Below are 24,774 nucleotides of genomic sequence, written 5' to 3'. Positions count from 1 at the left end.
CGCCGGTAACATCGCTGACGTGAACGATTCCCCCGCCCGCCTCCCTCTGCGCACCGCAGCCGCCGTGAAGCTGGGCAACCTGAGCTCCACGCTGTCCCAGAAGATGGGCCTCGGCGCCGGTGGCATGATCGGCGGCCGGGTTGCGCTGAAGCTCGACCCGCAGGCGCTGGGCCGCCTCACCCAGGGCCGCAGGGTCGCCGTGGTGACGGGCACCAACGGCAAGACGACCAGCACGATGATGCTGGCGCGGGCCGTGGGCGCGCTGGGCGAGGTCGCCACGAACCACAGCGGCGCGAACATGCCCGACGGCCACGTCACGGCGCTCTCGAAGCAGCCGGACGCGCCGTACGCGGTGCTGGAGTGCGACGAGGCCTACTTCCCGGCCGTCGCGGGCGCCAGCAACCCGTCCGTCGCGGTGATCCTGAACCTGAGCCGCGACCAGCTCGACCGCGTCGGCGAGGTCCGCACCATCGAGCGGTCGCTGCGGGACGCCGTCAACAAGCTGCAGAACTGCACGGTCATCGCCAACTGCGACGACGTGATGGTGACGAGCGCGGCTTGGAACGCCTCCAAGGTCGTCTGGGTCGCCACCGGCACCGGCTGGCACCACGACTCGGCGAGCTGCCCGCGCTGCGGCAACCCGATCCGCTGGCAGGGCGAGCACTGGCACTGCACGGGGTGCGACCTCTCCCGGCCGCACCCGAACTGGATCACCGCCGACGAGGCGATGATCACGCCGGAGCACCAGAAGCTCGAGCTGCGGCTCACGCTGCCGGGCAAGTTCAACCAGGCCAACGCCGTCATGGCGGCCGCGGCAGCCCACGCGATGGGCGTCCCGGCGGACGAGGCGGTGCGTCGTCTGCGCGGCGTCTCCAACGTGAGCGGCCGGTACCGCACGATCCAGCGGGGCGGCCGCAGTGCGCGCCTGTTGCTCAGCAAGAACCCGGCGGGCTGGAGCGAGACCCTCACGGTCGTCAAGGAGGCCAACCACCCGGCCGTCCTGGTGATCAACGCCCAGGAGGCCGACGGCCGCGACCTGAGCTGGCTGTGGGACGTCCCCTTCGAACGCCTGCAGGGCCGCACGGTGATCGCGTCCGGCGAACGGGCGACCGATCTCGCCGTCCGCCTGACCTACGCCGAGGTCCAGCACACGATCGTGCCCGACCCCCTGAAGGCCATCGACCAGATGCCCCAGGGTGCGGTCGAGGTCATCGCCAACTACACCGCGTTCCGCGACTTGAATGCCAGGGCTGCCGCTGATGAGTGAGTCGACAATCCAGATCGCGCTCGTGCTGCCGGATCTCCTCGGCACGTACGGCGACTTCGGCAACGCCGTGGTCCTCGAGAAGCGCATGACGTGGCGCGGGATCAAAGCCGAGATCGTGCCGATCAACTACGGCCAGCCGGTGCCGGACTCGTGCGACATCTACGTCGTCGGCGGAGGTGAGGACACCGCGCAGACGCTGGCGGTCAAGCACCTGCGCGAGCACCCCGGCCTGCAGCGCGCCGTCACGAAGAACGCCGTGGTGCTGGGCGTGTGCGCCGGCATCCAGATCTTCGGCGAGAGCTTCACCCGCGCCGACAACGTCACGCACCCCGGCATGGGCCTGATCGACTCGTCCTCCCACGCCGGCGGCAGCCGCGCGATCGGCGAGGTCGTCGCCGAGCCGATCAACGGCCTGTTCGCGGGCCCGCTGATCGGGTTCGAGAACCACCAGGGCCGCACCACGCTGGGCCCGGCCGCCCGGCCGCTCGCGCACGTCAAGGTCGGCACGGGCAACGACGGCAGCGTCGAGGGCGCGGTGCAGGGCCGGATCGTCTGCACGTACCTGCACGGCCCGGTGCTGCCGCGCAACCCGGCGCTCGCCGACATGCTGATCGAGTGGGCCACCGGCACGAAGGTCGCGCCGATCGACCTGCCCGCCGTGACCTCTATGCGGGCTGAGCGGGTTCGGGCAGCTTCCTAGCCACTCCAGGCCAGATCACGTTCATCACGTAGTCGGTTGCGAGCGCAGGTCCCACCGAGGGCCTGCGCTCCATCCACACCGCGAGCCGTTCGGTCGCACCGACGACGATCTCCGCGAACGCCTCCGCCTCCAGCGGGTCGATCTCCGGCGTGAACGACGCCAGCACGGCCCCGATCATGTCCGTCTGCTGCTGGCGGATGCCTTCCACCTCTTCCTGCGCCGACGGCACCGCCACGGCCGCCTCCTGCCGCAGCAACGCCCACGACCTGCGGTGCTCGTCGATGAACTCGAAGAACGCGAGCAGCCCCAGTCTGAGGAACTCCTCCGGGCTCGCCGCGCCCGAGATCGCCGCCGCCGTCTTCTCCCGCAGTTCCGTGCGCGCGCGGTGGATGCAGCCGATGAGCAGGCCTTCCTTCGAGCCGAAGTACTCGTAGAGCATCGGTTTCGAGACGCCGACGCGTTCGGCGATCTCGTCCATCGACGTGGCCAGATACCCCTGCTCGGCGAAGATCTCCTCCGCGACGGTGAGCATTTGAGCCATGCGCTGGGCCTTGGGCATGCGGCGGCGCGGAGCAGTCACGAAAGGAGTCTACCGCTCGTAACTTACTTCGAGTAACCTACTGCGAAGTAGCCACCGCGAGCGGAGGGACTCCCCCATGCACCGAACGACGAAAGTGCTCGTCATCGGCACCGGCTTCTCCGGCCTCGGCATGGCCATCGAGCTGAAGCGGCGCGGCGAGCACGACTTCGTGGTGCTGGAGAAGGCCGCGGACCTCGGCGGCACCTGGCGGGACAACTCCTACCCGGGCTGCGCCTGTGACGTGCCGTCGCACATGTACTCGTTCTCGTTCGAGATGAACCCGAAGTGGTCGCGGATGTTCGCGAAGCAGGGCGAGATCTTCGACTACCTGAAGCACGTCGCCGAGAAGTACCGGTTGCGGCCGCACATCCGCTTCAACACCAAGGTGTCCGGCGCGCAGTGGGACGACGAGGCCAAGCGCTGGAACGTCACGACCGAGCAGGGTGACACCTACACGGCGCAGGCCCTGGTCGCGGGCGTCGGCGCGTTGCACATCCCGAACGTCCCGGAACTGCCGGGCATCGAGAACTTCAGCGGCAAAGCCTTCCACTCAGCGCAGTGGGACCACGACCACGACCTGACCGGGAAGCGCGTCGCCGTCATCGGCACGGGCGCGTCCGCGATCCAGTTCGTGCCGAAGATCGCAGGCCGGGTCGCGTCGATGAAGATCTTCCAGCGCACGCCGCCGTGGATCATGCCCAAGGCCGACCGCGAGATCAACGGCTGGGAGCAGAAGCTGTTCCGCGCCCTGCCTTTCACGCAACGCGCCTACCGCAACTTCGTCTACTGGACGCGCGAGTCGTCCGCGCTGGGCTTCGCGGTGAACCCGAAGATCATGCAGTTCGCGCAGGGGATCGCGTTGCGGCACCTGAAGAAGCAGGTGCCGGACCCCGCACTGCGCCGCAAGCTCAAGCCCGACTACACCATGGGCTGCAAGCGCGTGCTGATCTCCAACGACTTCTACCCGGCGCTCGGCTACCCGAACGTCGACCTGGTGACGGACAAGGTCTCCGAGGTGCGCGAGAAGTCCATCGTGGACAGCGCGGGCGTCGAGCACGAGGTCGACGTCATCATCTACGGCACCGGGTTCCACGTCGTCGACTCGTTCGACTACCTGGACATCCAGGGCAAGGGCGGCGTCGACCTCGCGAAGCAGTGGCGCCAGGAGGGCATCGAGACCTACTACGGCATCACGGTCTCCGGCTTCCCCAACCTGTTCTTCCTGCTGGGCCCCAACACCGGACTCGGGCACAACTCGGTCGTGTTCATGATCGAGTCGCAGATCCGGTACATCTCGCAGTGCCTCCAGCTCCTCGAAAAACACCGCGCAGCGGAGCTGGACGTGCGAGTGGAGGCCCAGCAGGAGTTCAACGAGGAGCTCCAGCGGAAGCTCACCAAGGGCGTGTGGACCCAGGGCGGGTGCAAGAGCTGGTACCTCGACGCGCAGGGCGTGAACCGCACCGTGTGGCCGGGATTCACCTGGCGGTACTGGATGCGGACCAAGCGCGTGCGCGCCGAGGACTACGTGCTGACTACGGCTGCACGATGACCTTGAGGGCGGTCCGCTCGTCCATCGCCTGGTAGCCCTGGGCGACGTCGGCGAGCGCGACCGTCCGGTCGAACACGGGACCGGGGTCGATCCGCCCGGCGAGCACGTCGGCCAGCAGTTCCGGCAGGTACGCCCGCGCCGGGGCGACACCGCCACCGATGGCGATGTTGCGGCCGAACAGCTTGCCCAGCGGCAGCCCCGGCATCTCGTGCGGCACACCGACGTACCCGATCCGGCCGCCGTCGCGCACGATGCCCATCGCGGTCTCCCACGACTGCTCGGTGCCGACGCACTCCAGCACCGCGGACGCCCCGAGGCCGCCGGTCATCTCCTTGATGCGCTCGATCGCGGCCTCACCGCGTTCGGAGACCTGGTCCGTGGCGCCGAAGAGCGTCGCGATCTTCGCACGGTCCTCGTGGCGGCCCATCGCGATGATCCGCTCGGCACCGAGCCGCTTGGCCGCCAGCACGCCGCACAGCCCCACCGCGCCGTCACCCACGACCGCGACCGTCGCGCCGGGACCGACACCCGCGCCCATGGCGGCGTGGTGACCGGTGCCCATGACGTCGCTCAGGCTCAGGAACGCGGGCAGCAGCGACGCCGGCGCGTCCGCGGGGACCCGGACCAGCGTGCCGTCGGCCTGCGGCACCCTGACCGCCTCGCCCTGCCCGCCGTCGCTGCCCTTGCTGCCCCAGAACCCGCCGCTGCGGCAGGACGTCTGCAGCCCGGCCTGGCAGTACGCGCACGTGCCGTCGCTCCACACGAACGGCGCGATGACCCGGTCGCCGACCTGGACGCTCTTCACGTCCCCGCCGACCTCCTCGACGATGCCGAGGAACTCGTGGCCGATCCGCTGCCCGCCCTCGCGCTTGGCCACCCCGCGGTACGCCCACAGGTCGCTGCCGCAGATGCACGCGAGCTCGACCCGGACGACGACGTCGGTGGCCTCCTGAACGGCCGCGTCCGGCACCTCCTCAACGCGGATGTCACGGGTGCCGTAGATCGTCGTAGCCCGCACAGGGCGCCTCCTCTGCCTCGTTGTCCAACCGTCACAGCGTCCTCCTGTCCCGGTGTTCCCGCCGAATCGAGACGCTGTGCAATTGGTTACTCGTGCTTAGTATCGAGGGCGTGATCACTGCCGAAGGTCTCGTACGGGCACGCGGTATCCGTTATGCGACGGCCTCCCGATTCGCCGAGCCGACGCCGGTGCCGTGGGACGGTGCGCGCCCCTCCGAACGCGGTCCCGCCTGCCCGCAGCCTCCGTCCGCACTGGCCGCGCTGGTCGGCAACTCCGTCGAGGGCCTGTCGTTCGACGAGCACTGCCAGGTGCTCTCGGTGACCGCACCCGCCGACGCGTCCGGACTGCCGGTGATGGTGTGGTTCCACGGCGGTGCCTACGTGACCGGCAGCGGCGAGTCCACGAAGTACGAGGCCTCGCTGCTGGCCTCGGAAGGTGTCGTGGTCGTCAGCGTCAGCTACCGCCTCGGCGTCTTCGGTTACCTGCGGGACGACCTGGGGCTGCTCGACCAGCTCACGGCGTTGCGGTGGGTACGGGACAACATCGCGTCGTTCGGCGGTGATCCGGCGAACGTGACGGCGTTCGGGCAGTCCGCGGGTGCCGACTCGGTGTACGCGTTGATGCTCACGGACACGGAAGGGTTGTTCCGCCGGGCGATCCTGCAGAGCGCGCCGCTGGGCACGCGCAGCCCGGAACGCGCCGAGATGACGGCCGCGTTGCGTGCCGCACTCTCCGTCGACGGCGCCACCTCCGTCGAGGACGTGCTGGCGGCCCAGGTCGCCGCGGTCGCCGAGGTGGGACCGAAGTTCGCGCCGTCCGGTGGCATGCCGTTCGCGCCGGAACTGGGCTCGGTCGACCTCTCCGCCGTGGCGCCCCGCGTCGAGCTGCTCGTCGGGCACACGGCCGACGACGGCAGTCCGTACGTGCCCAGCCGCGAGCACTGGGAGGCCGTGACCGAGCTGGTCTTCGCTGGCGGTGCCCGTGAGCTGGCGCAGGACTGGGCCGTCGCGGGCGGCCAGGTCGCCACCTACCGCTTCACGTGGGCGCCCGCCGACGCCCCGCTGGGTTCGTGCCACTGCATGGAGCTGCCGTTCCTGTTCGATCCGGACGGCTGGCTCGGTGCGGGCATGCTCGCCGGGGAGGAGCCGGATCCCGTGCTGGCCAAGACGATCCGGGGCGTCTGGGCGGGGTTCGCGCGAAACGGGATGGACGCGCTGCCGTCCCGCTCGCTTGAATTCGGCGGGTGACCGACCGCGAGCGTTTGCGCACCACGTTCGGCGAGGACGCGGCCCGCTACCACCGGGCTCGTCCCGCCTATCCCCCGCAGCTGTTCGAACGGCTGCACGGCCCGCGCGTCCTGGAGATCGGCGCGGGCACCGGCCAGGCGACGCTGCCGCTGACGTCCCTGGGAGACGTGACGGCGGTCGAGCTGAGTCCGCTCATGGCCGAGATCGCTCGTTCGCACGCTCCTGCGGCGGACGTGGTGGTGGCGGACTTCGACGTCTGGCCGTTGCCCGCGGAGCCGTTCGACCTCGTCGTGTCGGCGACGGCGTTCCACTGGCTCGATCCCGCGACCCGGATGGCGCGCTGTGCCGCGGCGTTGCGTCCGGGCGGCTCGCTGGCGGTGATCTCGACGCACCACGTCGCGGGCGGGACCGAGCGGTTCTTCGTGGACGTGCAGGAGTGCTACGAGCGCTGGGACCCCGCCACGCCGCCGGGGCTGCGGCAGTCCCCCGCGTCGGGAATCCCTTGTGAGTTCGACGAAAGCTCGTTCTTCGGCGAGCCCGAGTTCCACCGGTACGAGTGGGAGCGGACCTACTCCTCCGAGGCCTACGTGGACCTGCTGCTGACGTACTCGAACCACATCGTGCTGCCGGACCGCGACCGGTTGATCGCGGACATCCGGCGCTTGATCGACACGCGGTACGACGGCCGGGTCGTGAAGCGGTACATGACCCAGCTCGCCCTGGCGGTCAAGGCCTCCGGGACTGACCGGCCATGACCACGGCCGCGCCGCCACCGCCCACGAGCAGCAGGCCGGCGAGGCCCAGCGGCAGCAGGTCGAGACCGGCCTTCGGCTGTGGTTGTGACTGCGGCACCGCAACGTCCTTTCTGGACTGTCCAGGTGGGACGCTCGGGTTGCCCGTGATCCCGTTCCCCTTGCCGTTTCCGGGGTCGGCGAGCGCCAGGCCAGGCGCCAACGCCAACGCGGCGGTCACCGCGAGAGCAGGGAGGAGACGCGTTGCCTTCATGCACGGCATATAGGGCGGACTGTGACCCGCGTTACACCAGGTCGGAGACCGTCCTCAGAGGACTCGGACCGGGTTTTTGAGCCCCGGCGCCCAGACCTCCGATGAACCGGTCTTTTCCCCGGTCTTTCGTCGGCCGGCTGGCGCTGGCGAGAACTCCGAAAGGTAGGACTTCTGAATCGAAAAACACAAGATTCAACTAAGCGCAACACAATGCGACAAAGCGGGTGCTGCCCACCCTGCAAGATGGGTAAGACGCCTAGGATGTGCCGCCAAAGGGGCGGGGAGGACACGCATGAGCCGTGCCCTGGTACGAGGAGGTGGCATGGCCGTGTCGACAGCGGCGTTCAACGAGGGCAGGGTCCCCCAGCGGGGCCGTCCTCGCGACGCCAGCAGGGACGACGCTTTACGTCAGGCAGCGCTCGAGGTGATGGCCGAGGTCGGGTACCGGGCCCTCACCATGGACGCGGTGGCGGCCCGTGCGAGGGCGGGCAAGGCGACGATCTACCGGCGGTGGGAGTCGAAGCTCGATCTCGTGATCGACACGTGCACCCAGCTCGCCACGCAGAACCTCGCGGCACCGGACACCGGTTCCCTGGCCGGAGACCTGCGCGAGTTCCTCTCGTCGTTCGCCGCGTTCCTCTCCGGACCGATCGGCAAGGCCGCTCAGGCACTCGTGGGCGAACTCCCGCACGAGCCCGAGCTGGCGGCGGCGTTCCGGGAGACCTTCCTGATCTCGCAGCGCGACGTGCTGCGCGGCATCATGGACCGCGCCGCCGAACGGGGCGAGCTCAAGGCCGACGCCCCGCGCGGCATGGCGGTGGAGATCGCGGGCGCCGCCCTGATCTACCGGCTGATGCTGACGGGGGACCCGCTCGACGAGCCGTTCGTGGAGAAGGTCGTCGAGCAGGTGCTCCTGCCGTTGGTGCGGGTCTCCTAGCGGAAGAGCTTGCGCACCAGCGCGAAGCCGACCACGACGCCGACCGCGATCAGCGTGTACTTGACCTTGGGCTGGCCCAGCACGTCGAGCACGGACGACTTGCCCTGCTCGACGAGCTTCTGCGGGTTGGCGCGCTCGCTGAGCTCGTCCAGGGTGGCGGCCAGCGCGGTGCGAGCCTGCTCGATCTCGCGCTGGATGGTGTCGGGATCGCGAGCCACATGTCCTCCTAGCAGCGGTTCTGCCCGCAACCGTAGTGGACGGCCGGTGCCGGGGCTTCGCGCGACCCGGGAGAGCGAGTCCATGGACTGCCTATAGGCTTCCACCCGAGGGGTCGTAGCCCAATTGGCAGAGGCACTGGGTTTAGGTCCCAGCCAGTGGGGGTTCGAGTCCCCCCGACCTCATTGATCAGCGGTTATGAGTGGCTCGCCGCGGGGGCTGCCCCGCGGCGGACCGCCTTCCCGGACTGCTCCGCGAGCCGTTCCCTGCCGTAGAGCCGGACCGACTCCAGCTGCTCGAACCGGCCGGCCCCGGTGAACGTGAGCAGCGACTTGGTCACGAGCGCGGACAGCACCACCAGCACCCGGTCCGAGGGCAGGTCGCAGGCCCGGACCGCGACGTCGAGCCCGAAGCCGCCGGACCCCTGCGAGATGCACCGGAACACGTGCTGCTCGTCGGCGCTCAGGTGGTCGTAGCTCCAGCCGATCGCGGCGCGCAGGCTCTGGTGCCGCCGGGCTGCGGTGCGGTTGCCGCGGTTGAGGAGTTCCAGGCGGTCGTCGAGCCGCGCCAGGACCTCCTCGACGGGCAACACTGTCACGAGCCTCGCCGCGAGCTCGATGGCCAGCGGGAGGCGGTCCAGGCGCGTGCACAGCGCGGCCAGCACGTCCCTGTCGCCCAGCCGCAGCCCCACCTGGTTCGCGCGGGCCCGGTCGGCGAACAGCTCCACCGCGTCCGTGATCGACAATGGCCGCACCGCGAACAACACCTCACCGGGCACCCGCAACGGTTCCCTGCTGGTCGCGACGACCGTGAGCCCTGGACAACCGAGCAGCAACGGCTCCAGCAGCGCCGCGCACCCCGCGACGACGTGCTCGCAGTTGTCCAGCACGAGCACTGTCTCGCGGCCCGCCAGCGCCCGCACCAGCGTGCTCAGCACGGGCGCCTCCGCGGGCTCGCCGAGCGCCACCGCGCACGCCCGCGCCACGTCCGTCGCCGAGGCGAGCTCGACCCACGTCGCCCGGTCCCCGGCGAACTCCTTGACCAGCCTGCTCTTCCCCACACCGGCCGGTCCGACGAGCGTGAGCAGGCGCGTGCCGGCGATCCCGCCGAGACGGTCCAGTTCGGCGTCACGACCTATGAAACTGTCCAGTGCCGTAACGGGTTCGTTGACGCGCCGCCGGTAAGCCCGCTGGCGGCAGGCGTTCGAGCAGTACCGCGCTTGCCTGCGCCGGGAGGTGGCGGTCGCGGTGCCGCAGTGCGCACACGTGCCCACCTGGTCAGCCATCGAAGTCCATCGTAGCCAAACGACCACACCCCGGAAAGGCTTTACCGGAACCTCGTGACCAACGGCTCTTCGGTCCTTTGTGGACTGATCTTCCAGGTGTGACCCGCACGCGTCTCCCGCTGTTTTGATGATCAAGGAGAACGTTGCTTCGAAATGGGGTGAGTACTCTCACGCCACGCGTTCTGGCTGGTGACGTCACCGCGTCCGCCGGCAGCGCTTCTCAAGCCGGCGCAGGATTTCACAGCCCGTAAGGGTCATCACCGAGTAGAGGGTGAGGTTTACCCCACCCCAATCCTGCGGTTTCCCCCAATGTCCCCCGCCCTCCCCCTCCGTACCGTGGACCCCATGAACTTGGTCGACTGGGTCACCGACCTGATGCACACGGCCGGCGCACCCGGAGCGGCTTTGGCGATCGCGCTGGAGAACCTGTTCCCGCCCCTGCCCAGCGAGGTCTTCCTGCCCCTGGCCGGCTTCACCGCCGCCCAGGGCAAGATGTCGCTGCTCGACGCCATCGCGTGGACCACGCTGGGCTCGGTCGCAGGCGCACTGCTGCTGTACTGGGTAGGCGCCCTGCTGGGCCGCGACCGCGTCCGCCGCATCGCCGCCCGCATGCCCCTGGTCCGCGTGTCCGATGTGGACAGGACAGAGGCCTGGTTCCTGCGCAACGGCTACCGCGCGGTCTTCTTCGGCCGCATGATCCCCGTCTTCCGCAGCCTGATCTCGATCCCGGCCGGCGTCGAACGCATGCGATTAGCACCGTTCCTGGCCTACACCGCGGCAGGCAGCCTGCTGTGGAACACGGCACTGATCCTCGCGGGCTACCTGCTGGGCGACAACTGGCACCTGGTCGAGCAGTACGTCGGCCTCGGCTCGAAGGTGGTCCTGGGCCTGGCAGCGGCAACCGCACTGCTCTTCGTGGTGACCCGCCTGTCGAAGAGGCGCGCAAAGTCCCGCACCTGACCGCCCCCACGCACGCCGACGGCACGCCGCTCCCACCGCAACGCAATCACTGCAGCCGTGAGCGATCCGCTCCGGCACCGCCCACAACGCGCCTCCACGAGCACCGCCAGCCCACGGCGAAGCGGCCGCATGAGACCAGGCCAGCTGCGTTGAGCCGCGCAGCAGCCCGCTCAAGCGTCGACACGACCCTCACCGGCCGCAGGCCCCAACACCACCCGCAGCACCCGCAGCACCCGCAGCACCCGCAACCGACGAAGCGGCCACCCTCTATAGCCGCACCACAACCCCGAAGCTGGCTGCGATCCCAGCCGCTCCCCCGGAGTGAGCCGCGGTCGAACCACACCGACCGTCGCCACACCTTCCGACGCCAACCCAGCCCGCCACGCCCGCCGGCGCCAACCCAGCCCCACCACACCCCCAGGCGTCACACCCCCCGGCGTCACTCCCTCCGGCGCCAACCCAGCCCGGCCGCACCCTCGATCGCCAACCCGACCCCGCCGCACCCTCCATCGCCAACCAGCCCTCGCCACGCCCCGGCCGCCAACCCGGTTCCGCCACCGTTCCGGCGCCAACTCAGCCCCGCCGCCCCTCCGGCGCCGACCCAGCCCCGCCGCGCCCCCGGTCGCCAACCCGGCCCCGCCACGCCCCCGGTCGCCAACCCGGCCCCGCCACGCCCCCGGTCGCCAACCCGGCCCCGCCACGCCCTCCGTCGTCAACCAGTCCGCGCCGCATCTCAGCGCCACCCCACGCCCGGTCGCGAACCCGGTTCCGCCACCCCTTCCGGCGCCGACCCAGCCCCGCCGCACCCCCGGTCGCCAACCAGCCCCGCCACGCCTCCGGTCGCCGGGGACCCCGCCGCACCCTCGATCGCCAACCCAGCCCACGCCACAACCCAGGTCGCCAACCAGCCCCCGCCACACCTTCAGCGCCACCCCACCCCCGCCACGCCCCGGTCACCACCCGCACACGCCACGCCCCCGGTCGCCAACCCGGCCCCGCGGACCCAGCCACCGCCATCCCCTCAACTAACCCGCGACCTCGAGCCCACCCAGGTACCCCATCAACTCCCGAACGGCACTCCGCCCAGCCCGGTTGGCCCCGATGGTGCTGGCCGAAGGCCCATACCCCACAAGATGAATCCGCGGATCGGACACCACCCGCGTCCCCTCCACCCGAATCCCCCCGCCCGAAGCCCGCAGGTGCAACGGCGCGAGGTGGTCCAGGTCGTGCCGGAACCCCGTGGCCCACAGGATGACGTCGGCGTCGAAGCGCTGCCCGGACGCCCACTCGACACCCGACGGCGTCACGCGCTCGAACATCGGCTTGCGGTCCAGCACGCCGGAAGCAAGGGCGGCGCGTGTCTCGTCGTTGATGGCCAAGCCGGTGACGCTGACGACGGAACGTGGGATCAGGCCCGCACGGACGCGTTCCTCGACCATTCCGACCACCCAGCGGCCGTAGTCCTCGGTGAACGGGCCTTCCCGCCACACCGGTTCGTGCCGCGTGACCCAGCGGGTCTCCGCTGCGAGAGGAGCCAGTTCCATCAGCAGTTGGGTGGCCGAGGCGCCTCCGCCCACGACCACGACGCGCTTGCCCGCGAAGTCGGCGGGGCCCTGGTAGTCGGCGGTGTGCAGCTGGCGGCCCTGGAACGTCTCCTGGCCTGGGTAGTACGGCCAGAACGGGCGGCGCCACGTGCCGGTCGCGTTGATCAGGCCGCGGGTGGTCCACACCCCGCCGGAGGTCTCGACCTTGAGCAGCGAGCCGTCGTTCACGACCTGGGTGACGTTCACCGGGCGCACGACGGGCAGGTCGAAGAGCTGTTCGTAGCGGGCGAAGTAGGACGGGATCGCCTCGTTGGCCCGCTCGTCGGGTGCGGGCTGTTCGAACGGCATGCCGGGCAGTTCGTGGATGCCGTGCACGGTCCGCATGCGCAGGCTGGGCCAGCGGTGCAGCCACGCGCCGCCGGGTGAGGCGTTCGCGTCCAGCACCACGTGGCCGACACCGCGCCGCTGCAAGAAGTACGAGGCGGACAGGCCCGCCTGTCCCGCGCCGATCACCACCACATCCGTCACATCACGAACAACGGAGGGAGTCAGCCGGTCCTTCTCACCTGTGACTCACAAAACATCGCGCAAAAGGATCACGTTGCCGCTAGCTTCCGGGGGCGTGCACCTGATTCTGACGATGGCGTTGCTCGCAGCCCCCGTGTCCACGACGGCGCCGGTCCCCGAACCGACGGCCTCCTACGCGGTCTACGACCGGATCACGCACCAGGTGACCGGCCGGGACGTGCACAAACCGATCAGATCGGCCTCGCTGGTCAAGATCCTGATCGCGATCGAGCAACTGGAGACGCGCGGCGACGACCCGCGCATCGAACCCATGCTGCGTGTCAGCGACGACTACGCGGCGAGTGAGCTGTGGGTGGAGAACGGGTGGGAGCAGGTCGTCGTGCGCACGGCCGAGCGGCTGAAGCTCGACGACACGCGGCCGCCGGAGAACCGCGGCATGTGGGGCTACACGGCGGTGAGCGCCTCGGACGTCGTGAAGATCTACCGGTACGTGCTGGAGAAGGCGAAGCCGCACGTCCGGCGCACGATCATGGGGCACCTGCACCGGGCGGAGAAGTGCGCGTCGGACGGGTTCGACCAGTCGTTCGGGCTGCCGTCCGCCACGAGGAAGCCCGCGTTCAAGCAGGGCTGGTCGGGGTTCGGCGACCCGACGGAGCCGTGCGTGAACACGCCGCGGCCGCGCATCCAGTGGGACCTGGACACGAAGTCACCGGCGCTGCACACGTCCGGGACGTGCTGGTTCAGCATCGTCGCGGTGCTGACGCTGCACCCGGAGGGCACGACCTACGAGAAGGCCGCGAAACGAGTTACCCGGCTCACGGAAGAAGTCACGAAGTATCGGTGTTGATCGATGTATGAGCCGTCTGAGTGAGATCCCGCTGTCTGTTCTCGACCTCGCGCCCATCACGTCGGGGTCGGACGCGACGACCGCGCTGCGGAACTCACGGGAGCTCGCCCAGCAGGCCGAACGTCTCGGCTACCACCGCTACTGGTTCGCCGAGCACCACAACATGCCCGGCATCGCCTCGTCCGCGCCCGCTGTGCTGATCGGGCACATCGCGGACGCGACCGAGACGATCCGCGTCGGTTCGGGCGGCGTCATGCTGCCCAACCACGCGCCGCTGGTGGTGGCCGAGCAGTTCGGCATGCTCGAGGCCCTGCACCCCGGCCGCATCGACCTCGGCATCGGCCGCGCGCCCGGCACCGACCAGAAGACGGCACGGGCGCTGCGGCGCACCGAGGCAGGTCTGTCCGCGGAGAACTTCCCGCAGGAGCTGACCGAGCTGATCAAGTACTTCGAGGGCACCGCCGAGCTCAACGCCGTGCCCGCCGCGGGCAACAAGCCGCCGATCTGGCTGCTCGGCTCCTCGGGTTACAGCGCGCAGGCGGCGGGGATGCTCGGCCTGCCGTTCGCGTTCGCCCACCACTTCAGCGCGCAGAACACGCTGCCCGCACTGGAGCTGTACCGGCGGCACTTCCGGCCGTCCGAGGTGCTCGACGCGCCCTACGCGATGGTGTGCGCCTCGGTGGTCGTCGCCGACTCCGACGAGCAGGCCCGCTACATCGCCGGCCCGGGAGCGCTCTCATTCGTGAAGCTGCGCCAGGGACGCCCGGAGCCGCTGGCGACCCCGCAGGAGGCCGCGGACTACCCGTACACCGAGATCGACGAGCTGGTGATCGAGGACCGCATGTCCAGCCAGATCATCGGGTCCCCCTCAACGGTCCGCTCCGGACTGGACGCGTTGATGGAGTCGACGGCGGCCGACGAGCTCATGGTGACGACCATCGTGCACGGGCACGATGACCGTCTGCGTTCGTTCGAACTGCTCAGCGAAGTGGCCGAACGGACGCCGTCCCTGGGCCGTTCAGCCGCACATACGTGAGTCGGCCAGGCGTGACCTTCACGTTTTGTACGACTGGTACTGCTCTGAACGGGTGATAAACGGCTCCGCTTGTAGCGCGCGGCACACAGTGGGCGATGATCGGTGTGAGCGCGCACGCCCCCCGACGCGCTCCCTAGCGTGACCCGCGGCCTCGGCCGCACGGACGGCGTGGGGCCGGCGCACTCTGTGGCGCCGCCCACGCCGCCCATCACGAGTCGGCCACGTCCCGGCACCAGGTCCGCTTCAGAGGCCACTTTCGTTCGCACTTCCCTCTTCGGCACCGTCACAGTTGACGTGAGTCGCTCACACCCACCGCCGGGGTGGGAAAGGGGAGTTCGTGAAGTTCGCCAGAACGGCCGCGGGCCTGTGCCTGTTGCTGGCCGTGGCGGGATGTGCGGGCCCCAGTGTCGCCGTCACCCCCGACGAGAACCTGACGGTCGAGCAGCGAGCCGAGACGCCGAGCGCGTCCGGTGCCGCCGCCTTCGGCACGCAACGCGTGTGGGCCTCGGGCCTGTCCGTCGTGGTCTCCGCCCCTCGCTCCCTCGCACCGTCCGAGACGGCGATCCCCAAGGCCGCGCGCACAGCGGTCTTCACGATCACCGTCTACAACGGCTCCAAGGCGCCCTACCTGTCCTCCCAGCTCGCCGTGCGCGCGACGGCGGACGGAGAACCAGCAGCGGAGCTGGTCGACTCCGTACAGGGCCTCAACGGCCTCGCCGCCGCCGTGGCCGAACTCCCGCCGGGCCGCGACACGCAGCTCCAGCTGGCGTTCGCGGTCTCCGAGGCACCGGTGCGCATGCAGCTGACCATCCAGCCGGGCGGGCAAGGCCAGGACGCGCCCACCGTCTTCGAGGGCCAGGCCTAGCTCCCGGAATAGTCTCTGGGCATGACCAGTCGTCTCGAACCTGGTGACACCGCGCCCGCGTTCACGCTGCCCGACAGCGAGGGCAAGCCGGTGTCGCTGTCCGACTACCTCGGCAAGTCCGTGGTCGTGTACTTCTACCCGGCCGCGAGCACCCCGGGCTGCATCAAGCAGGCCTGCGACTTCCGCGACAACCTCGGCGTGCTCGCCGGCTCCGGCTACGAGGTCGTCGGCATCTCGCCCGACAAGCAGGAGAAGCTCGCCAAGTTCCGCGACACCGAAGGCCTCACCTTCCCGCTCCTCGGCGACCCGGACAAGAAGGTCCTCACCGAATGGGGCGCCTTCGGCGAAAAGCAGAACTACGGCAAGACCGTCCAGGGCGTCATCCGCTCGACGTTCCTCGTGGGCCCGGACGGCAAGATCGTCAAGGCCATGTACAACGTCCGCGCCACCGGCCACGTGGCCAAGCTCCTGCGCGAACTCCCCGCCTGATCTCCGCCGCAAATGAGGCCGCCGTCGCTTTCACTGCGACGGCGGCCTCTTCTTCAGGTATGGTCGAACTGAGGGCGTGCAACAAAGCCGCCCCTGTTCCGGTGAGGGTGATACACCGTGTGTCGTTTGACGGCACCTAACGGCCCCGACATCCCGTCTGATTTCATCTTGCGAGTCCACTTCCCCACGCGCGGCGGCTGACCAGGGCTTTTCGCCCACCAGTCAACCGTTCTCTTCAACACGCACGCCTAGCGCTGCGTGCATTTCGTGCTGGGAAATTCAATGCTCAAGTGGATCCTGCTGGCCCTCGCCGTTGGCGCGGAGGTTTTCGCGACCCTCTGCCTCAAATACTCCGACGGCTTCACAAAACCCTGGCCGACAGCCGGTCTCGCAGCCGGCTTCCTGACGGCCCTCTACCTGGAATCGCTGGTGATCAGAATGGGCGTTCCGGTGGCCATCACCTACGCCATCTGGGCAGGCGCCGGCATCGCCCTGGTGGCCATCACCAGCCGAGTCCTCTTCGCCGACCCGCTGAACCTCGCGATGCTCACCGGCATGGCCCTGATCGCTGCGGGCGTCTGCGTCGTGTCGGTGGCCTCGCACGCCCAGGCAGCCGTCTGACCGCTCGCACGCCTGCGTCGGGGCCGACGAACCCGGCCCCGACGCAGGTGGCCGGTTAGACCAGCTTGCGCAGGTGCGGGACCAGGAGCTTCAGGGCGCGGCCCCGATGGGACTCCGCGTCCTTCTCCTCCGCCGTCATCTCGGCCGAGGTGACCTCGTACCCCTCAGGCACGAAGATCGGGTCGTAGCCGAAGCCGTTGGTACCACGACGTGCGCGCAGCAACGTGCCACGCCACTCGCCGCGCACGATGACCTCCTCGCCACCGGGCACGACCATCGCCACCACCGAGACGAACGCCGCACCACGGCGTTCGTCCGGCACGTCGCCCAACTGGCCGAGCAGCAGGTCGAGGTTGGCTTCGTCGTCGCCGTGACGACCGGACCAGCGCGCGGACAGCACGCCGGGCATGCCGTTCAGCTCGTCCACGGCCAGACCGGAGTCGTCGGCGACGGACACCAGGCCCGTGGCCGCGGCGGCGTCGCGGGCCTTCGCCAGAGCGTTGCCCTCGAAGTCCGGCGCCGTCTCGGGTGCCTCCGGGAACTCCGGAACGTCCGAAAGCGACAGCACCTCGATCCCTTCGAGCGACTCCGCCACCACGATGCGCTGGAGTTCGCGAAGCTTCTTCGCGTTGCGGGAGGCCAGGAGCAGCTTCACCGCTTGCCCGCCTTGGGCTCCGGCAGGATGCCGGGGTACGGCTGGGCCAGGGCCTCGGCCTGGAGGCGGTTCAGCTCCGCGCAGCCCTGCAGGGCGACGTCCAGCATGCGGTCCAAAGTGGACCGGGCGAACGTCGCGCCCTCGCCGGTGCCCTGGACCTCGATCAAGGTCCCGGCGTCGGTGGCGACGACGTTCATGTCGACCTCGGCGCGCGAGTCCTCCTCGTAGGGCAGGTCCAGCCGGACCCGGCCGTCCACGACACCGACCGAGATCGCGGAGACCGCGCACGACAGAGGTGACGGGTCGGCCAGGCGGCCCGCCGCACCCAGGTAGGTGACCGCGTCGGCCAGTGCCACGTAGGCGCCGGTGATCGCGGCCGTGCGGGTGCCGCCGTCGGCCTGGATGACGTCGCAGTCGATGACGATGGTGTTCTCACCCAACGCCGCGAGGTCGATGCAGGCACGGAGAGATCGGCCGATCAGGCGCGAGATCTCGTGCGTGCGGCCGCCGATGCGGCCCTTCACGGACTCGCGGTCGCTGCGGCTGTGCGTGGCTGAGGGGAGCATCGCGTACTCAGCGGTCACCCAGCCGAGGCCGGAGCCCTGGCGCCACCGGGGGACGCCTTCGGTGACACTCGCGGCGCACAGCACGCGGGTGTTCCCGAACTCGATCAGGACCGAGCCCGCGGGCCAGGTCTGATATCCACGCGTGATCCGGATGTCACGCAACACGTCGTCGTTTCGGCCGTCGCTTCGCACCACGGCGCCTACCCTAATGAACCCTGCGGAGCGCCATGGCGTAGGGAGATGCATGCTGACGATCGACGGTATTCCGGTTCACCCCTTGCTGGTGCACGCGGTGGTCGTGCTGCTCCCTCTCGCGGCCCTCAGTTCGGTGGCGATCGCGCTGGTCCCGGGCTGGCGGCGCAAGTACGCGTGGCCCGTTCTGGGGGTCACGCTGGCCGGTGTCGCGGCGGTTCCCGTGGCCAAGCAGGCCGGCGAGGACCTGCTGGCGGCGCTGCAGCGCAACGGCGTGCAGAACCCCGCCATCCAGACGCACGCGGACCTCGGCACCATGCTGCTGCCCATCGCGCTCGGGTTCGGCGTCGCGGTGATCGCGCTGCTGGTCGCGGGCCGGCTCGCGGACCGCGAACGCCAGGCCGAGGCACCCACCACGAAGACGTGGCGGGTGATCTCAGTCGTGGTGTCCGTGCTGGTGGTGCTGCTCGCGGTCGGGACGACGGTGCAGACCGTGCGCGCCGGTCACAGCGGGTCGGGTGCCGTCTGGAGCGGCGTCGGGAGCTGAAGCGGCGCCGTCGCCGACTGCTTCAACGTCCGCGTGACCGTGCAGAACTGCTCCACGGCACGCCGGACGACGGTTTCGAGCGCCTCGACGTCCTCCACCGCGGACAGGTCGTACGAGAGCGTCACGGGGATGGAGATCACCTCGTTGCCGCTCTCGGACTGGACCGCGTCCGCCTCGGCGGTCAGCCGGTCGCTGCCCGTCCGGCGCAGGATCACCGTCTCCGACGTGACCATGGCGCACCCGGCGGCGGCCGCGACCAGCAGTTCGACCGGGCTGAACGAGCCCTCCTGACCCTTGCGGCCGATCCTCACCGACGCGCCGCGCCCGTTGGTGGCGACGAACTCGTGCTCACCGACGCGCTCCAGGTTGATCATGTCCGCTCCCCCACCTCGTACCGGCCGCCCTGCACGACCAGCTCACCGGGCCCGGCGAACGCCGACCGGGCCTCCCCCAGCACGTCCTCGCGCGACGTCCACGGCGGGACGTGCGTGATCAGCAGCCGCCCTGCCCCGGCCCTGGCGGCCAGCTCCCCCGCCTCGCGGCCGGACAGGTGCAGGTCGGGCTGCCGGTCCGGGGCGTGCGTCCAGCTCGCCTCGCTCAGCAGCACGTCGGCACCCGCCGCCAGCGAGTTCAACGCGGCACACGGCCCGCTGTCGCCGGTGTAGGCCAGCGTCACGCCGCCGTAGGAGATCCGGAACCCGTAGGCCTCACAGGGGTGCGCCACCACGGCGGAGTCCACGGTGAACGGTCCGATCTCCACGCGCGACCCCAGCCCGTGGAATGAGAACACGTCGCTGAAGTCGAGCGACTCACGTTCGGCGGCGTTCGGCGCGTAGGAGGCGACGAACCGCGAGTGCGCTTCGGCGGGCGCGTAGACCGGCAAGGCGTTCGAGGGCGGTTCGGGGTGGTACTTCCGCGCCACGTAAAGGGAGGACACGTCGACGCAGTGGTCCGGGTGCAGGTGCGAGAGCACCAGCGCGTCCATCGAGAACAGCTCCCGCTCCTCCTGGAACCGCGACAGCACCCCGTTGCCGAACTCCAGTGCGAGCGTGAACCCCTCCGCCTCCACCAGGTAGCCCGACGCCGCCGCGCCGGGTCCGGGGATGCTGCCGGAGCAGCCGAGCACGGTCAGCAGCACATCAGCCCCACTGTTCGAAGGTCGGCAGGAACCGGGCGGCGAGCTTCGCGAACCGCTCCGGCGGGCCGGTGCACGTCACCCGGTGCACGGCCGGGCCGGAGGTGGCGAACTCGTCGCGCTCGGTCAGCACCCGCACGACGTCCTTCACCGTCTCCTCGGCGCTCGACACCAGCGTCACGCGTTCGCCCATGACGATCTGGATCACGCCCGTCAGCAACGGGTAGTGCGTGCAGCCCAGCACGACCGTGTCGACCTCGGCGCGCTGCAACGGTTCCAGGTACGCCTGCGCCAGCCCGAGCACCTGCCGCCCGGAGGTGATGCCGCGCTCCACGAAGTCGACGAACCGCGGGCACGCCGCCGCCGTCACCGTCACGTCGCGCGCGGCCTGGAACGAGTCCTGGTAGGCGTGCGAGTTGATCGTGCCGACCGTCGCGATCACACCGACGCGGCCGGACCTCGTCGTCATCACGGCCCGCCGCACCGCCGGGAGGATCACCTCGACCACCGGCACGTCGTAGCGCTCACGGGCGTCGCGGAAGCAGGCGGCGGACGCGGTGTTGCACGCGATCACGAGCATCTTCGCGCCCTCGTCCACGAGCCGGTCGCAGACCTCCAGCGCGTGCTTGCGGGCCTGCGCGATCGGCAGCGGCCCGTAGGGACCATGAGCCGTGTCGCCGATGTAGTGGATCGACTCGCCCGGCAACTGGTCCATGACCGCGCGGGCGACCGTGAGGCCGCCGACGCCCGAATCCATGATCCCGATCGTCACGCCGTGAATGTAGCCGGTGTTGTAGCGCGCCGGTTCTCACGGGAAACACCCCACGCAGCCAAAACGCCGCCGATTGCGCCGAACAGGTGGCCTTCCCACGACACGCCGGGCTGGCCCGGCAGCACACCCCACAGCGCGGCGCCGTACAGCGCGAACACGCCGACCGCGATCACCAGTTGCAGCCACGAGCGCGCGAAGACCCCGCGCACGAGCAGGAAGGCGAGGAACCCGAACACCAGCCCGGACGCGCCGATGTGGCTGCCGGGACTGCCGAACACCCACACACCCAGCGCGGACGACAGCCAGATGACGGCGGTGACCTGGAAGAACTGCTTGAGCCCACCGGAGTTCGCGAGGAATCCCAGCAGCAGCAACGGAACGGCGTTGCCGGTGAGGTGGCTCCAGTCGCCGTGGATCATCGGCATCCAGAGCAGGTTGTCCCACTCGCCGAAGTCACGCGGCCGCACGCCGTCGTCCTCGAGCGCGCCGCCGGTCGCCACGTCGAAGGCCTCGACGGCGTAGAGGAAGCCGACGAACCCCGCCACGACGAGCAACGACAGCACTGGATGCGGCGGTATTACCCGTTTCGCGAGCGCGGTGCGGTCCACGAGTCCAGCGTACGTGGGAATTAGGTCCTGCATCGAGGTCCCGTTCGATGAGAGCCGCGTCTGAGGTGGTTCCTGGTGGTGCGGCCGGACGGCCGGCATACCGGTGTTGTATGTGGGTCGTTCGGCCGTGCCGCCAGGGGCCGCCTCAGGCCCGGCTATCGCGAATGGGACCTCGATGCAGGACCTAAGGTGGTTGGGTGTCGATCGAAGTAGCGGTACGCGCATCCGCCCAGCTCGGCGAGGGGCCGACCTGGGACCACAGCAGCTCCACGTTGCTGTGGGTGGACATCCTCGCCTCCGAGGTGCACCGGTACGCACCCGCGCGCGACGACGACGCGGTGCTCCCGGTGCCCCAGCACGTGGGCGCCGCCAAGCCACGCGCGCAGGGCGGCATCGTCTGCAACCTGCGCGACGGCATCGCGCTGATCGACCGCGACGGCGCGAAGAGCTGGCTCGTCTACTGGGCACGGGAGGGCGTGCGCGGCAACGACGCGGGCATCGACCCGTCGGGCCGGTTGTGGGCCGGCACGATGCGCTACGACCAGGCCGCCGACGAGGGCTGGCTCGCCAGGGTCACCGGCGACGGGTCCGCGAAGGTCATGGTGGACAAGGTGAACACGAGCAACGGCGTCGGCTGGAGCCCGGACGCGAAGCTCATGTACTTCATCGACACGCCGACCCGCCGCATCGACGTCCTCGACTTCGACAACGCCACCGGCACCGTCGCGAACCGCCGCCCGCTGACCCACGTCGGCAACACCGACGGCTGGCCGGACGGGCTCACCGTGGACGCCGACGGGTGCGTGTGGGTCGCGTTGTGGGGTGGCCGCGCCGTGCGCCGGTACACGCCTGCGGGAGAATTGGACCGCGAGATCGTGGTGCCGGTCGACAACCCGACCGCGTGCTGCTTCGGCGGTCCCGACTTCACCGACCTGTACGTGACGTCCGCGCGTGTCGGACTGTCCGATGAGGCGTTGATGGACCGGCAGCTCAACGGTTCGGTGCTCGTGTTGCCCGGTGCCGGTGCGGGACTGCCGGGTACCGCCTTCAACGGCTGAAAAGCGGCGGAACAGGCTGACGCAGGGGTCCCCCCGAGCTGGGAACCCCTGCGTCACAACGTACTCGGCACCACCGACAAGATCGTCGGGCTCACGCCCAGAGGTGGCCGTCCAGCCGGGCCGCCGCCTCGTCCAGCGTTCCGGCGTACGCGCCGGTGGACAGGTACTTCCACCCGGCGTCCGCCACCACGAACACGATGTCCGCGGACTTCCCCGCCACCTCGGCCTTGGTCGCCACGGCCAGCGCCGCGTGCAGGATCGCCCCCGTCGAGATGCCGGCGAAGATGCCCTCGGTCTCGAGCAGCTGCCGGGTGCGGCGCAACGCGTCGTACGAGCCGACCGAGTACCGCCCGGTCAGCACCGACTCGTCGTACAGCTCCGGCACGAAGCCCTCGTCGAGGTTCCGCAGGCCGTAGACCAGCTCGCCGTAGCGGGGTTCGGCGGCGATGATCTGCACGTCCGGCTTGGCCTCGCGCAGGAACCGGCCGACGCCGACCAGCGTGCCCGTCGTGCCGAGACCGGCCACGAAGTGGGTGATGGACGGCAGGTCAGCGAGGATCTCCGGGCCGGTGCCGCGGAAGTGCGCCTCGGCGTTCGCCGGGTTCCCGTACTGGTAGAGCATGATCCAGTCCGGGTTCTGCTTGGCGAGCTCCTTGGCCGTGGCGACGGCCTGGTTCGACCCGCCGGCGGCAGGTGAGAACACGATCCGCGCGCCGTACGCCTGCAGCAGCTGCTTGCGCTCGGTCGAGGTGTTCTCGGGCATCACGCACACCAGGCCGTAGCCCTTGAGCTTCGCGGCCATCGCCAGGGAGATGCCGGTGTTGCCGGACGTCGGCTCCAGGATCGTCGCGCCGGGACGCAGCACGCCGTCCCGCTCCGCCGCCTCGATCATGGCCAGCGCGGGGCGGTCCTTGATCGAGCCGGTCGGGTTGCGGTCCTCGAGCTTCGCCCAGATGCGCACGTTCTCGGACGGCGACAGGCGGGGCAGGCCCACCAGCGGCGTGCCGCCGAGCGCGTCCAGGAGCGAGTCGTAGCGGGCCATGGGGGAGATCAGCCGCCCGCGACGGCCGGGAGGATGGTGACGTTGTCGCCGTCCTTCACCTCGGCCGCGAGGCCACCGGAGAAGCGCACGTCCTCGTCGTTGACGTAGACGTTGACGAAGCGGTGCAGCGTCCCTTCCTTGACCAGGCGGGCCTTGAGGCCGCCGTGGTTGTTCTCCAGGTCGTCGATGACCTCGGCGAGCGTCGTACCGGCAGCGGACACCGACTTCTCGCCCCCGGTGTGGGTGCGCAGGATGGTCGGGATCGACACGGTGACTGCCATGGTGGTTCTACCTCCGGGAAACGGGTGCAACTCAGGATTCGATGATCTTGACCGGTTCCTCGGTCACGACACCGTCGACGATGCGGTACGACCGCAGCTCGTGCTCGATCGGGTCACGCGTGGAGACCAGCACGTAATGGGCCTCCGGCTCACCCGCGAACGAGATGTCGGTGCGGGACGGGTACGCCTCCGTCGCGGTGTGCGAGTGGTAGATGACCACCGGCACCTCGTCGTTCGCGTCCATCCCGCGCCACACCTTGAGCTGCTCGGCCGCGTCGAACCGGTAGAACGTCGGCGACCGCTCCGCGTTCTCCATCTCGATGAAGCGCTCAGGACGATCGGACCCGTACGGCCCGGCGATCACCCCGCACGCCTCGTCGGGATGGTCGCGGCGCGCGTGGGCCACCATCGCGTCCACCAGGTCACGGCGAATCACCAGCACGCGCTCAATCCTACGGGCTGGCGAGACTTGTCTCGGTATGCGAGATAACAGCACGTGTACCTGGTTTAACCTGGCCGGATGCGCTTCACGAAGGAGATCGTGCTGGATCAGCCGATCGAACGGGTGCGGGTGCTCACGTCCGACCCCGCGCACCTGCACCGCTGGCAGCCGGACCTGGTCAGCATCACCCAGCACGGCGAGATGCCCGGCGCCGAAGGGTCCACGGCGACGCTGACCTACCGCAGGTTCACGCTCGAAGAGACCGTGCTGGCCGCGAACGCCCACGAACGGATCTCCCGCTACGAGACGCGCGGCATGGTCCACACGATCGCCAACCGCTACTCGGTGCTCGACGGGCGGCGCACGCTCCTGGTGTGCGAGAACGAGTTCGAGCTGTCCGGCCTGCTCAGGCTGGGCCGGAGGGTGCTGGAGAAGTCGCTGCGCGAGCAGGTCGAACGCAACGTCGAGAACTTCAAGAAGTTCATCGACGCCGGCTGAGCACCACCACGACGTAGAGGGCCAGCAAAGCCACGCCGCGGCGGCGTTGTGCCTGGTCGAGCCCGCGCCACGCGGCCAGCTCCGCCCAGGCGGCGAGCGGGGTGGCGGCGACGCCGAGCTTCATCAGCACCTTGCCCAGCCCTGGTGGCACCAGGAACGCCGCGGCGAACAGTCCCGCGGGCGCGACCACGGCCAGTTCCCTGCCGGGGATCTCCCTCGGCGCGCCGGGCGGTGCCAGTTCGGTGACGACACCTGCTGCTTGATCGATGACATCGGCCATGACA

General features: G+C 69.9%; 31 protein-coding genes and 1 tRNA gene. 16 read left to right on the top strand and 16 right to left on the bottom strand.

What is annotated here, in order from left to right; genetic code table 11:
• Positions 1-19: 19 nt before the first annotated feature.
• Together IEY88_RS33575 and IEY88_RS33570 are read left to right on the top strand one after the other, a co-directional pair.
• On the top strand, positions 20-1,267 hold the full coding sequence (locus IEY88_RS33575; protein WP_229694012.1) for a MurT ligase domain-containing protein: 1,248 nt from the start codon (positions 20-22) through the stop codon (positions 1,265-1,267).
• Complete coding sequence (locus IEY88_RS33570; protein WP_189158918.1) at positions 1,260-1,967, top strand: type 1 glutamine amidotransferase; 708 nt, start codon at positions 1,260-1,262, stop codon at positions 1,965-1,967. The genes IEY88_RS33575 and IEY88_RS33570 overlap by 8 nt, the downstream gene beginning before the upstream one ends.
• Here IEY88_RS33570 and IEY88_RS33565 read toward each other — a convergent pair.
• Entirely contained in the window at positions 1,933-2,508 is a 576-nt protein-coding gene (locus IEY88_RS33565) for a TetR/AcrR family transcriptional regulator (RefSeq protein ID WP_229694023.1), read from the bottom strand. The two genes, IEY88_RS33570 and IEY88_RS33565, sit on opposite strands and share 35 nt — an antisense overlap.
• Before the next feature lie 115 nt (positions 2,509-2,623).
• Between IEY88_RS33565 and IEY88_RS33560 the strand changes: the two genes are divergently transcribed.
• A complete protein-coding gene (locus tag IEY88_RS33560) occupies positions 2,624-4,096 on the top strand; it encodes a flavin-containing monooxygenase (protein WP_189158917.1) in 1,473 nt (490 codons plus the stop codon).
• Here IEY88_RS33560 and IEY88_RS33555 read toward each other — a convergent pair.
• The gene (locus IEY88_RS33555) at positions 4,080-5,114 is read right to left on the bottom strand and encodes a zinc-dependent alcohol dehydrogenase family protein (RefSeq protein WP_189158916.1); all 1,035 of its coding nucleotides are present in this window, start codon (positions 5,112-5,114) and stop codon (positions 4,080-4,082) included. The two genes, IEY88_RS33560 and IEY88_RS33555, sit on opposite strands and share 17 nt — an antisense overlap.
• A 110-nt stretch (positions 5,115-5,224) precedes the next feature.
• On the opposite strand from IEY88_RS33555, the gene IEY88_RS33550 reads away from it, so the two are divergent.
• Together IEY88_RS33550 and IEY88_RS33545 are read left to right on the top strand one after the other, a co-directional pair.
• Positions 5,225-6,361 (top strand): carboxylesterase family protein, encoded by a 1,137-nt coding sequence (locus tag IEY88_RS33550; RefSeq protein ID WP_229694011.1) that lies wholly within the window; start codon positions 5,225-5,227, stop codon positions 6,359-6,361.
• Positions 6,358-7,116: a class I SAM-dependent methyltransferase gene (locus tag IEY88_RS33545; protein ID WP_189158915.1), complete on the top strand. Its 759-nt coding sequence runs from the start codon at positions 6,358-6,360 to the stop codon at positions 7,114-7,116. Before IEY88_RS33550 ends, IEY88_RS33545 begins: the two co-directional genes overlap by 4 nt.
• Here the strand turns inward: IEY88_RS33545 and IEY88_RS33540 are convergent.
• Positions 7,088-7,366: a hypothetical protein gene (locus tag IEY88_RS33540; RefSeq protein WP_189158914.1), complete on the bottom strand. Its 279-nt coding sequence runs from the start codon at positions 7,364-7,366 to the stop codon at positions 7,088-7,090. The genes IEY88_RS33545 and IEY88_RS33540 overlap by 29 nt on opposite strands.
• Before the next feature lie 322 nt (positions 7,367-7,688).
• On the opposite strand from IEY88_RS33540, the gene IEY88_RS33535 reads away from it, so the two are divergent.
• Positions 7,689-8,303, top strand: a complete 615-nt coding sequence (locus IEY88_RS33535; RefSeq protein ID WP_229694010.1) for a TetR/AcrR family transcriptional regulator — start codon at positions 7,689-7,691, stop codon at positions 8,301-8,303.
• Here the strand turns inward: IEY88_RS33535 and IEY88_RS33530 are convergent.
• Complete coding sequence (locus tag IEY88_RS33530) at positions 8,300-8,521, bottom strand: DUF3618 domain-containing protein (protein WP_189158913.1); 222 nt, start codon at positions 8,519-8,521, stop codon at positions 8,300-8,302. The genes IEY88_RS33535 and IEY88_RS33530 overlap by 4 nt on opposite strands.
• A 109-nt stretch (positions 8,522-8,630) precedes the next feature.
• Between IEY88_RS33530 and IEY88_RS33525 the strand changes: the two genes are divergently transcribed.
• Positions 8,631-8,704, top strand: a tRNA-Leu gene (locus IEY88_RS33525).
• Between the two features lie 11 nt (positions 8,705-8,715).
• Here IEY88_RS33525 and IEY88_RS33520 read toward each other — a convergent pair.
• Positions 8,716-9,804: an ATP-binding protein gene (locus IEY88_RS33520; RefSeq protein WP_189158912.1), complete on the bottom strand. Its 1,089-nt coding sequence runs from the start codon at positions 9,802-9,804 to the stop codon at positions 8,716-8,718.
• Positions 9,805-10,149: 345 nt separating this feature from the next.
• Between IEY88_RS33520 and IEY88_RS33515 the strand changes: the two genes are divergently transcribed.
• Entirely contained in the window at positions 10,150-10,764 is a 615-nt protein-coding gene (locus IEY88_RS33515) for a DedA family protein (protein WP_229694009.1), read from the top strand.
• Between the two features lie 1,025 nt (positions 10,765-11,789).
• On the opposite strand, the gene IEY88_RS33510 is transcribed toward IEY88_RS33515, so the two are convergent.
• Complete coding sequence (locus IEY88_RS33510) at positions 11,790-12,836, bottom strand: NAD(P)-binding domain-containing protein (RefSeq protein ID WP_229694008.1); 1,047 nt, start codon at positions 12,834-12,836, stop codon at positions 11,790-11,792.
• A 94-nt stretch (positions 12,837-12,930) separates the two neighbouring features.
• Here IEY88_RS33510 and IEY88_RS33505 point away from each other — a divergent pair, with 94 nt between their 5' ends.
• From IEY88_RS33505 to IEY88_RS33485, 5 genes are all read left to right on the top strand, one after another.
• Positions 12,931-13,683 carry a hypothetical protein gene (locus IEY88_RS33505; protein WP_189158910.1) on the top strand — a complete coding sequence of 251 codons (753 nt, stop codon included), beginning with the start codon at positions 12,931-12,933 and terminating at the stop codon, positions 13,681-13,683.
• 7 nt (positions 13,684-13,690) lie between these two features.
• Positions 13,691-14,719, top strand: a complete 1,029-nt coding sequence (locus IEY88_RS33500) for an LLM class flavin-dependent oxidoreductase (RefSeq protein WP_189158909.1) — start codon at positions 13,691-13,693, stop codon at positions 14,717-14,719.
• A gap of 337 nt (positions 14,720-15,056) precedes the next feature.
• A complete protein-coding gene (locus tag IEY88_RS33495) occupies positions 15,057-15,584 on the top strand; it encodes a hypothetical protein (protein ID WP_189158908.1) in 528 nt (175 codons plus the stop codon).
• Positions 15,585-15,605: 21 nt separating this feature from the next.
• Entirely contained in the window at positions 15,606-16,073 is a 468-nt protein-coding gene (gene bcp, locus IEY88_RS33490) for a thioredoxin-dependent thiol peroxidase (RefSeq protein ID WP_189158907.1), read from the top strand.
• Positions 16,074-16,355: 282 nt separating this feature from the next.
• A complete protein-coding gene (locus IEY88_RS33485; protein WP_189158906.1) occupies positions 16,356-16,694 on the top strand; it encodes a DMT family transporter in 339 nt (112 codons plus the stop codon).
• A gap of 55 nt (positions 16,695-16,749) precedes the next feature.
• Here the strand turns inward: IEY88_RS33485 and rdgB are convergent, their stop codons facing one another.
• Together rdgB and rph are read right to left on the bottom strand one after the other, a co-directional pair.
• Positions 16,750-17,349, bottom strand: coding sequence for an RdgB/HAM1 family non-canonical purine NTP pyrophosphatase (gene rdgB, locus IEY88_RS33480; protein WP_189158905.1), 600 nt, complete (start codon positions 17,347-17,349; stop codon positions 16,750-16,752).
• Positions 17,346-18,110 (bottom strand): ribonuclease PH, encoded by a 765-nt coding sequence (gene rph, locus IEY88_RS33475; protein ID WP_189158904.1) that lies wholly within the window; start codon positions 18,108-18,110, stop codon positions 17,346-17,348. Before rph ends, rdgB begins: the two co-directional genes overlap by 4 nt.
• Before the next feature lie 49 nt (positions 18,111-18,159).
• Here rph and IEY88_RS33470 point away from each other — a divergent pair, with 49 nt between their 5' ends.
• Complete coding sequence (locus IEY88_RS33470) at positions 18,160-18,654, top strand: DUF2231 domain-containing protein (protein ID WP_189158903.1); 495 nt, start codon at positions 18,160-18,162, stop codon at positions 18,652-18,654.
• Here IEY88_RS33470 and IEY88_RS33465 read toward each other — a convergent pair.
• The 4 genes from IEY88_RS33465 to IEY88_RS33450 are packed head-to-tail and all read right to left on the bottom strand — an operon-like array spanning position 18,612 to position 21,169.
• Complete coding sequence (locus IEY88_RS33465) at positions 18,612-19,028, bottom strand: OsmC family protein (protein ID WP_189158902.1); 417 nt, start codon at positions 19,026-19,028, stop codon at positions 18,612-18,614. The genes IEY88_RS33470 and IEY88_RS33465 overlap by 43 nt on opposite strands.
• Positions 19,025-19,792, bottom strand: coding sequence for an MBL fold metallo-hydrolase (locus IEY88_RS33460; RefSeq protein ID WP_189158901.1), 768 nt, complete (start codon positions 19,790-19,792; stop codon positions 19,025-19,027). The genes IEY88_RS33465 and IEY88_RS33460 overlap by 4 nt, the downstream gene beginning before the upstream one ends.
• A gap of 1 nt (position 19,793) precedes the next feature.
• Positions 19,794-20,546: a glutamate racemase gene (murI, locus tag IEY88_RS33455; RefSeq protein ID WP_189158948.1), complete on the bottom strand. Its 753-nt coding sequence runs from the start codon at positions 20,544-20,546 to the stop codon at positions 19,794-19,796.
• Positions 20,547-20,557: 11 nt separating this feature from the next.
• A complete protein-coding gene (locus tag IEY88_RS33450) occupies positions 20,558-21,169 on the bottom strand; it encodes a rhomboid family intramembrane serine protease (protein WP_229694007.1) in 612 nt (203 codons plus the stop codon).
• A 197-nt stretch (positions 21,170-21,366) separates the two neighbouring features.
• Here IEY88_RS33450 and IEY88_RS33445 point away from each other — a divergent pair, with 197 nt between their 5' ends.
• Complete coding sequence (locus tag IEY88_RS33445) at positions 21,367-22,227, top strand: SMP-30/gluconolactonase/LRE family protein (RefSeq protein WP_189158899.1); 861 nt, start codon at positions 21,367-21,369, stop codon at positions 22,225-22,227.
• Positions 22,228-22,318: 91 nt separating this feature from the next.
• Here IEY88_RS33445 and IEY88_RS33440 read toward each other — a convergent pair whose 3' ends face one another.
• The 3 genes from IEY88_RS33440 to IEY88_RS33430 are packed head-to-tail and all read right to left on the bottom strand — an operon-like array spanning position 22,319 to position 23,992.
• Entirely contained in the window at positions 22,319-23,269 is a 951-nt protein-coding gene (locus IEY88_RS33440) for a PLP-dependent cysteine synthase family protein (protein ID WP_189158898.1), read from the bottom strand.
• Between the two features lie 8 nt (positions 23,270-23,277).
• Positions 23,278-23,550, bottom strand: a complete 273-nt coding sequence (locus IEY88_RS33435; protein WP_030479225.1) for a MoaD/ThiS family protein — start codon at positions 23,548-23,550, stop codon at positions 23,278-23,280.
• Positions 23,551-23,581: 31 nt separating this feature from the next.
• Entirely contained in the window at positions 23,582-23,992 is a 411-nt protein-coding gene (locus IEY88_RS33430) for a M67 family metallopeptidase (RefSeq protein WP_268241277.1), read from the bottom strand.
• A gap of 78 nt (positions 23,993-24,070) precedes the next feature.
• Here IEY88_RS33430 and IEY88_RS33425 point away from each other — a divergent pair, with 78 nt between their 5' ends.
• Positions 24,071-24,490, top strand: coding sequence for an SRPBCC family protein (locus IEY88_RS33425; RefSeq protein WP_189158897.1), 420 nt, complete (start codon positions 24,071-24,073; stop codon positions 24,488-24,490).
• Here the strand turns inward: IEY88_RS33425 and IEY88_RS33420 are convergent.
• Positions 24,474-24,770, bottom strand: a complete 297-nt coding sequence (locus IEY88_RS33420) for a hypothetical protein (protein ID WP_189158896.1) — start codon at positions 24,768-24,770, stop codon at positions 24,474-24,476. The genes IEY88_RS33425 and IEY88_RS33420 overlap by 17 nt on opposite strands.
• Between the last annotated feature and the right edge of the window lie 4 nt (positions 24,771-24,774).

This window comes from Lentzea pudingi (assembly GCF_014646255.1).
GTDB lineage: Bacteria > Actinomycetota > Actinomycetes > Mycobacteriales > Pseudonocardiaceae > Lentzea > Lentzea pudingi.
The sequence above is the reverse complement of the archived record's forward strand: the minus strand, read 5'-3'. Positions and strand labels throughout refer to the sequence as shown.

Excerpts from the sequence above, each read along its gene's own strand:
- IEY88_RS33570 (WP_189158918.1), top strand. The coding sequence starts at position 1,260 with ATGAGTGAGTCGACAATCCAGATCGCGCTCGTGCTGCCGGATCTCCTC.
- IEY88_RS33565 (WP_229694023.1), bottom strand. The coding sequence starts at position 2,508 with ATGGCTCAAATGCTCACCGTCGCGGAGGAGATCTTCGCCGAGCAGGGG.
- IEY88_RS33560 (WP_189158917.1), top strand. The coding sequence starts at position 2,624 with ATGCACCGAACGACGAAAGTGCTCGTCATCGGCACCGGCTTCTCCGGC.
- IEY88_RS33540 (WP_189158914.1), bottom strand. The coding sequence starts at position 7,366 with ATGAAGGCAACGCGTCTCCTCCCTGCTCTCGCGGTGACCGCCGCGTTG.
- IEY88_RS33535 (WP_229694010.1), top strand. The coding sequence starts at position 7,689 with ATGGCCGTGTCGACAGCGGCGTTCAACGAGGGCAGGGTCCCCCAGCGG.
- IEY88_RS33520 (WP_189158912.1), bottom strand. The coding sequence starts at position 9,804 with ATGGCTGACCAGGTGGGCACGTGTGCGCACTGCGGCACCGCGACCGCC.
- IEY88_RS33515 (WP_229694009.1), top strand. The coding sequence starts at position 10,150 with ATGAACTTGGTCGACTGGGTCACCGACCTGATGCACACGGCCGGCGCA.
- IEY88_RS33500 (WP_189158909.1), top strand. The coding sequence starts at position 13,691 with ATGAGCCGTCTGAGTGAGATCCCGCTGTCTGTTCTCGACCTCGCGCCC.
- bcp (WP_189158907.1), top strand. The coding sequence starts at position 15,606 with ATGACCAGTCGTCTCGAACCTGGTGACACCGCGCCCGCGTTCACGCTG.
- IEY88_RS33485 (WP_189158906.1), top strand. The coding sequence starts at position 16,356 with ATGCTCAAGTGGATCCTGCTGGCCCTCGCCGTTGGCGCGGAGGTTTTC.
- IEY88_RS33470 (WP_189158903.1), top strand. The coding sequence starts at position 18,160 with ATGCTGACGATCGACGGTATTCCGGTTCACCCCTTGCTGGTGCACGCG.
- IEY88_RS33465 (WP_189158902.1), bottom strand. The coding sequence starts at position 19,028 with ATGATCAACCTGGAGCGCGTCGGTGAGCACGAGTTCGTCGCCACCAAC.
- murI (WP_189158948.1), bottom strand. The coding sequence starts at position 20,546 with ATGGATTCGGGCGTCGGCGGCCTCACGGTCGCCCGCGCGGTCATGGAC.
- IEY88_RS33440 (WP_189158898.1), bottom strand. The coding sequence starts at position 23,269 with ATGGCCCGCTACGACTCGCTCCTGGACGCGCTCGGCGGCACGCCGCTG.
- IEY88_RS33435 (WP_030479225.1), bottom strand. The coding sequence starts at position 23,550 with ATGGCAGTCACCGTGTCGATCCCGACCATCCTGCGCACCCACACCGGG.
- IEY88_RS33425 (WP_189158897.1), top strand. The coding sequence starts at position 24,071 with ATGCGCTTCACGAAGGAGATCGTGCTGGATCAGCCGATCGAACGGGTG.
- IEY88_RS33420 (WP_189158896.1), bottom strand. The coding sequence starts at position 24,770 with ATGGCCGATGTCATCGATCAAGCAGCAGGTGTCGTCACCGAACTGGCA.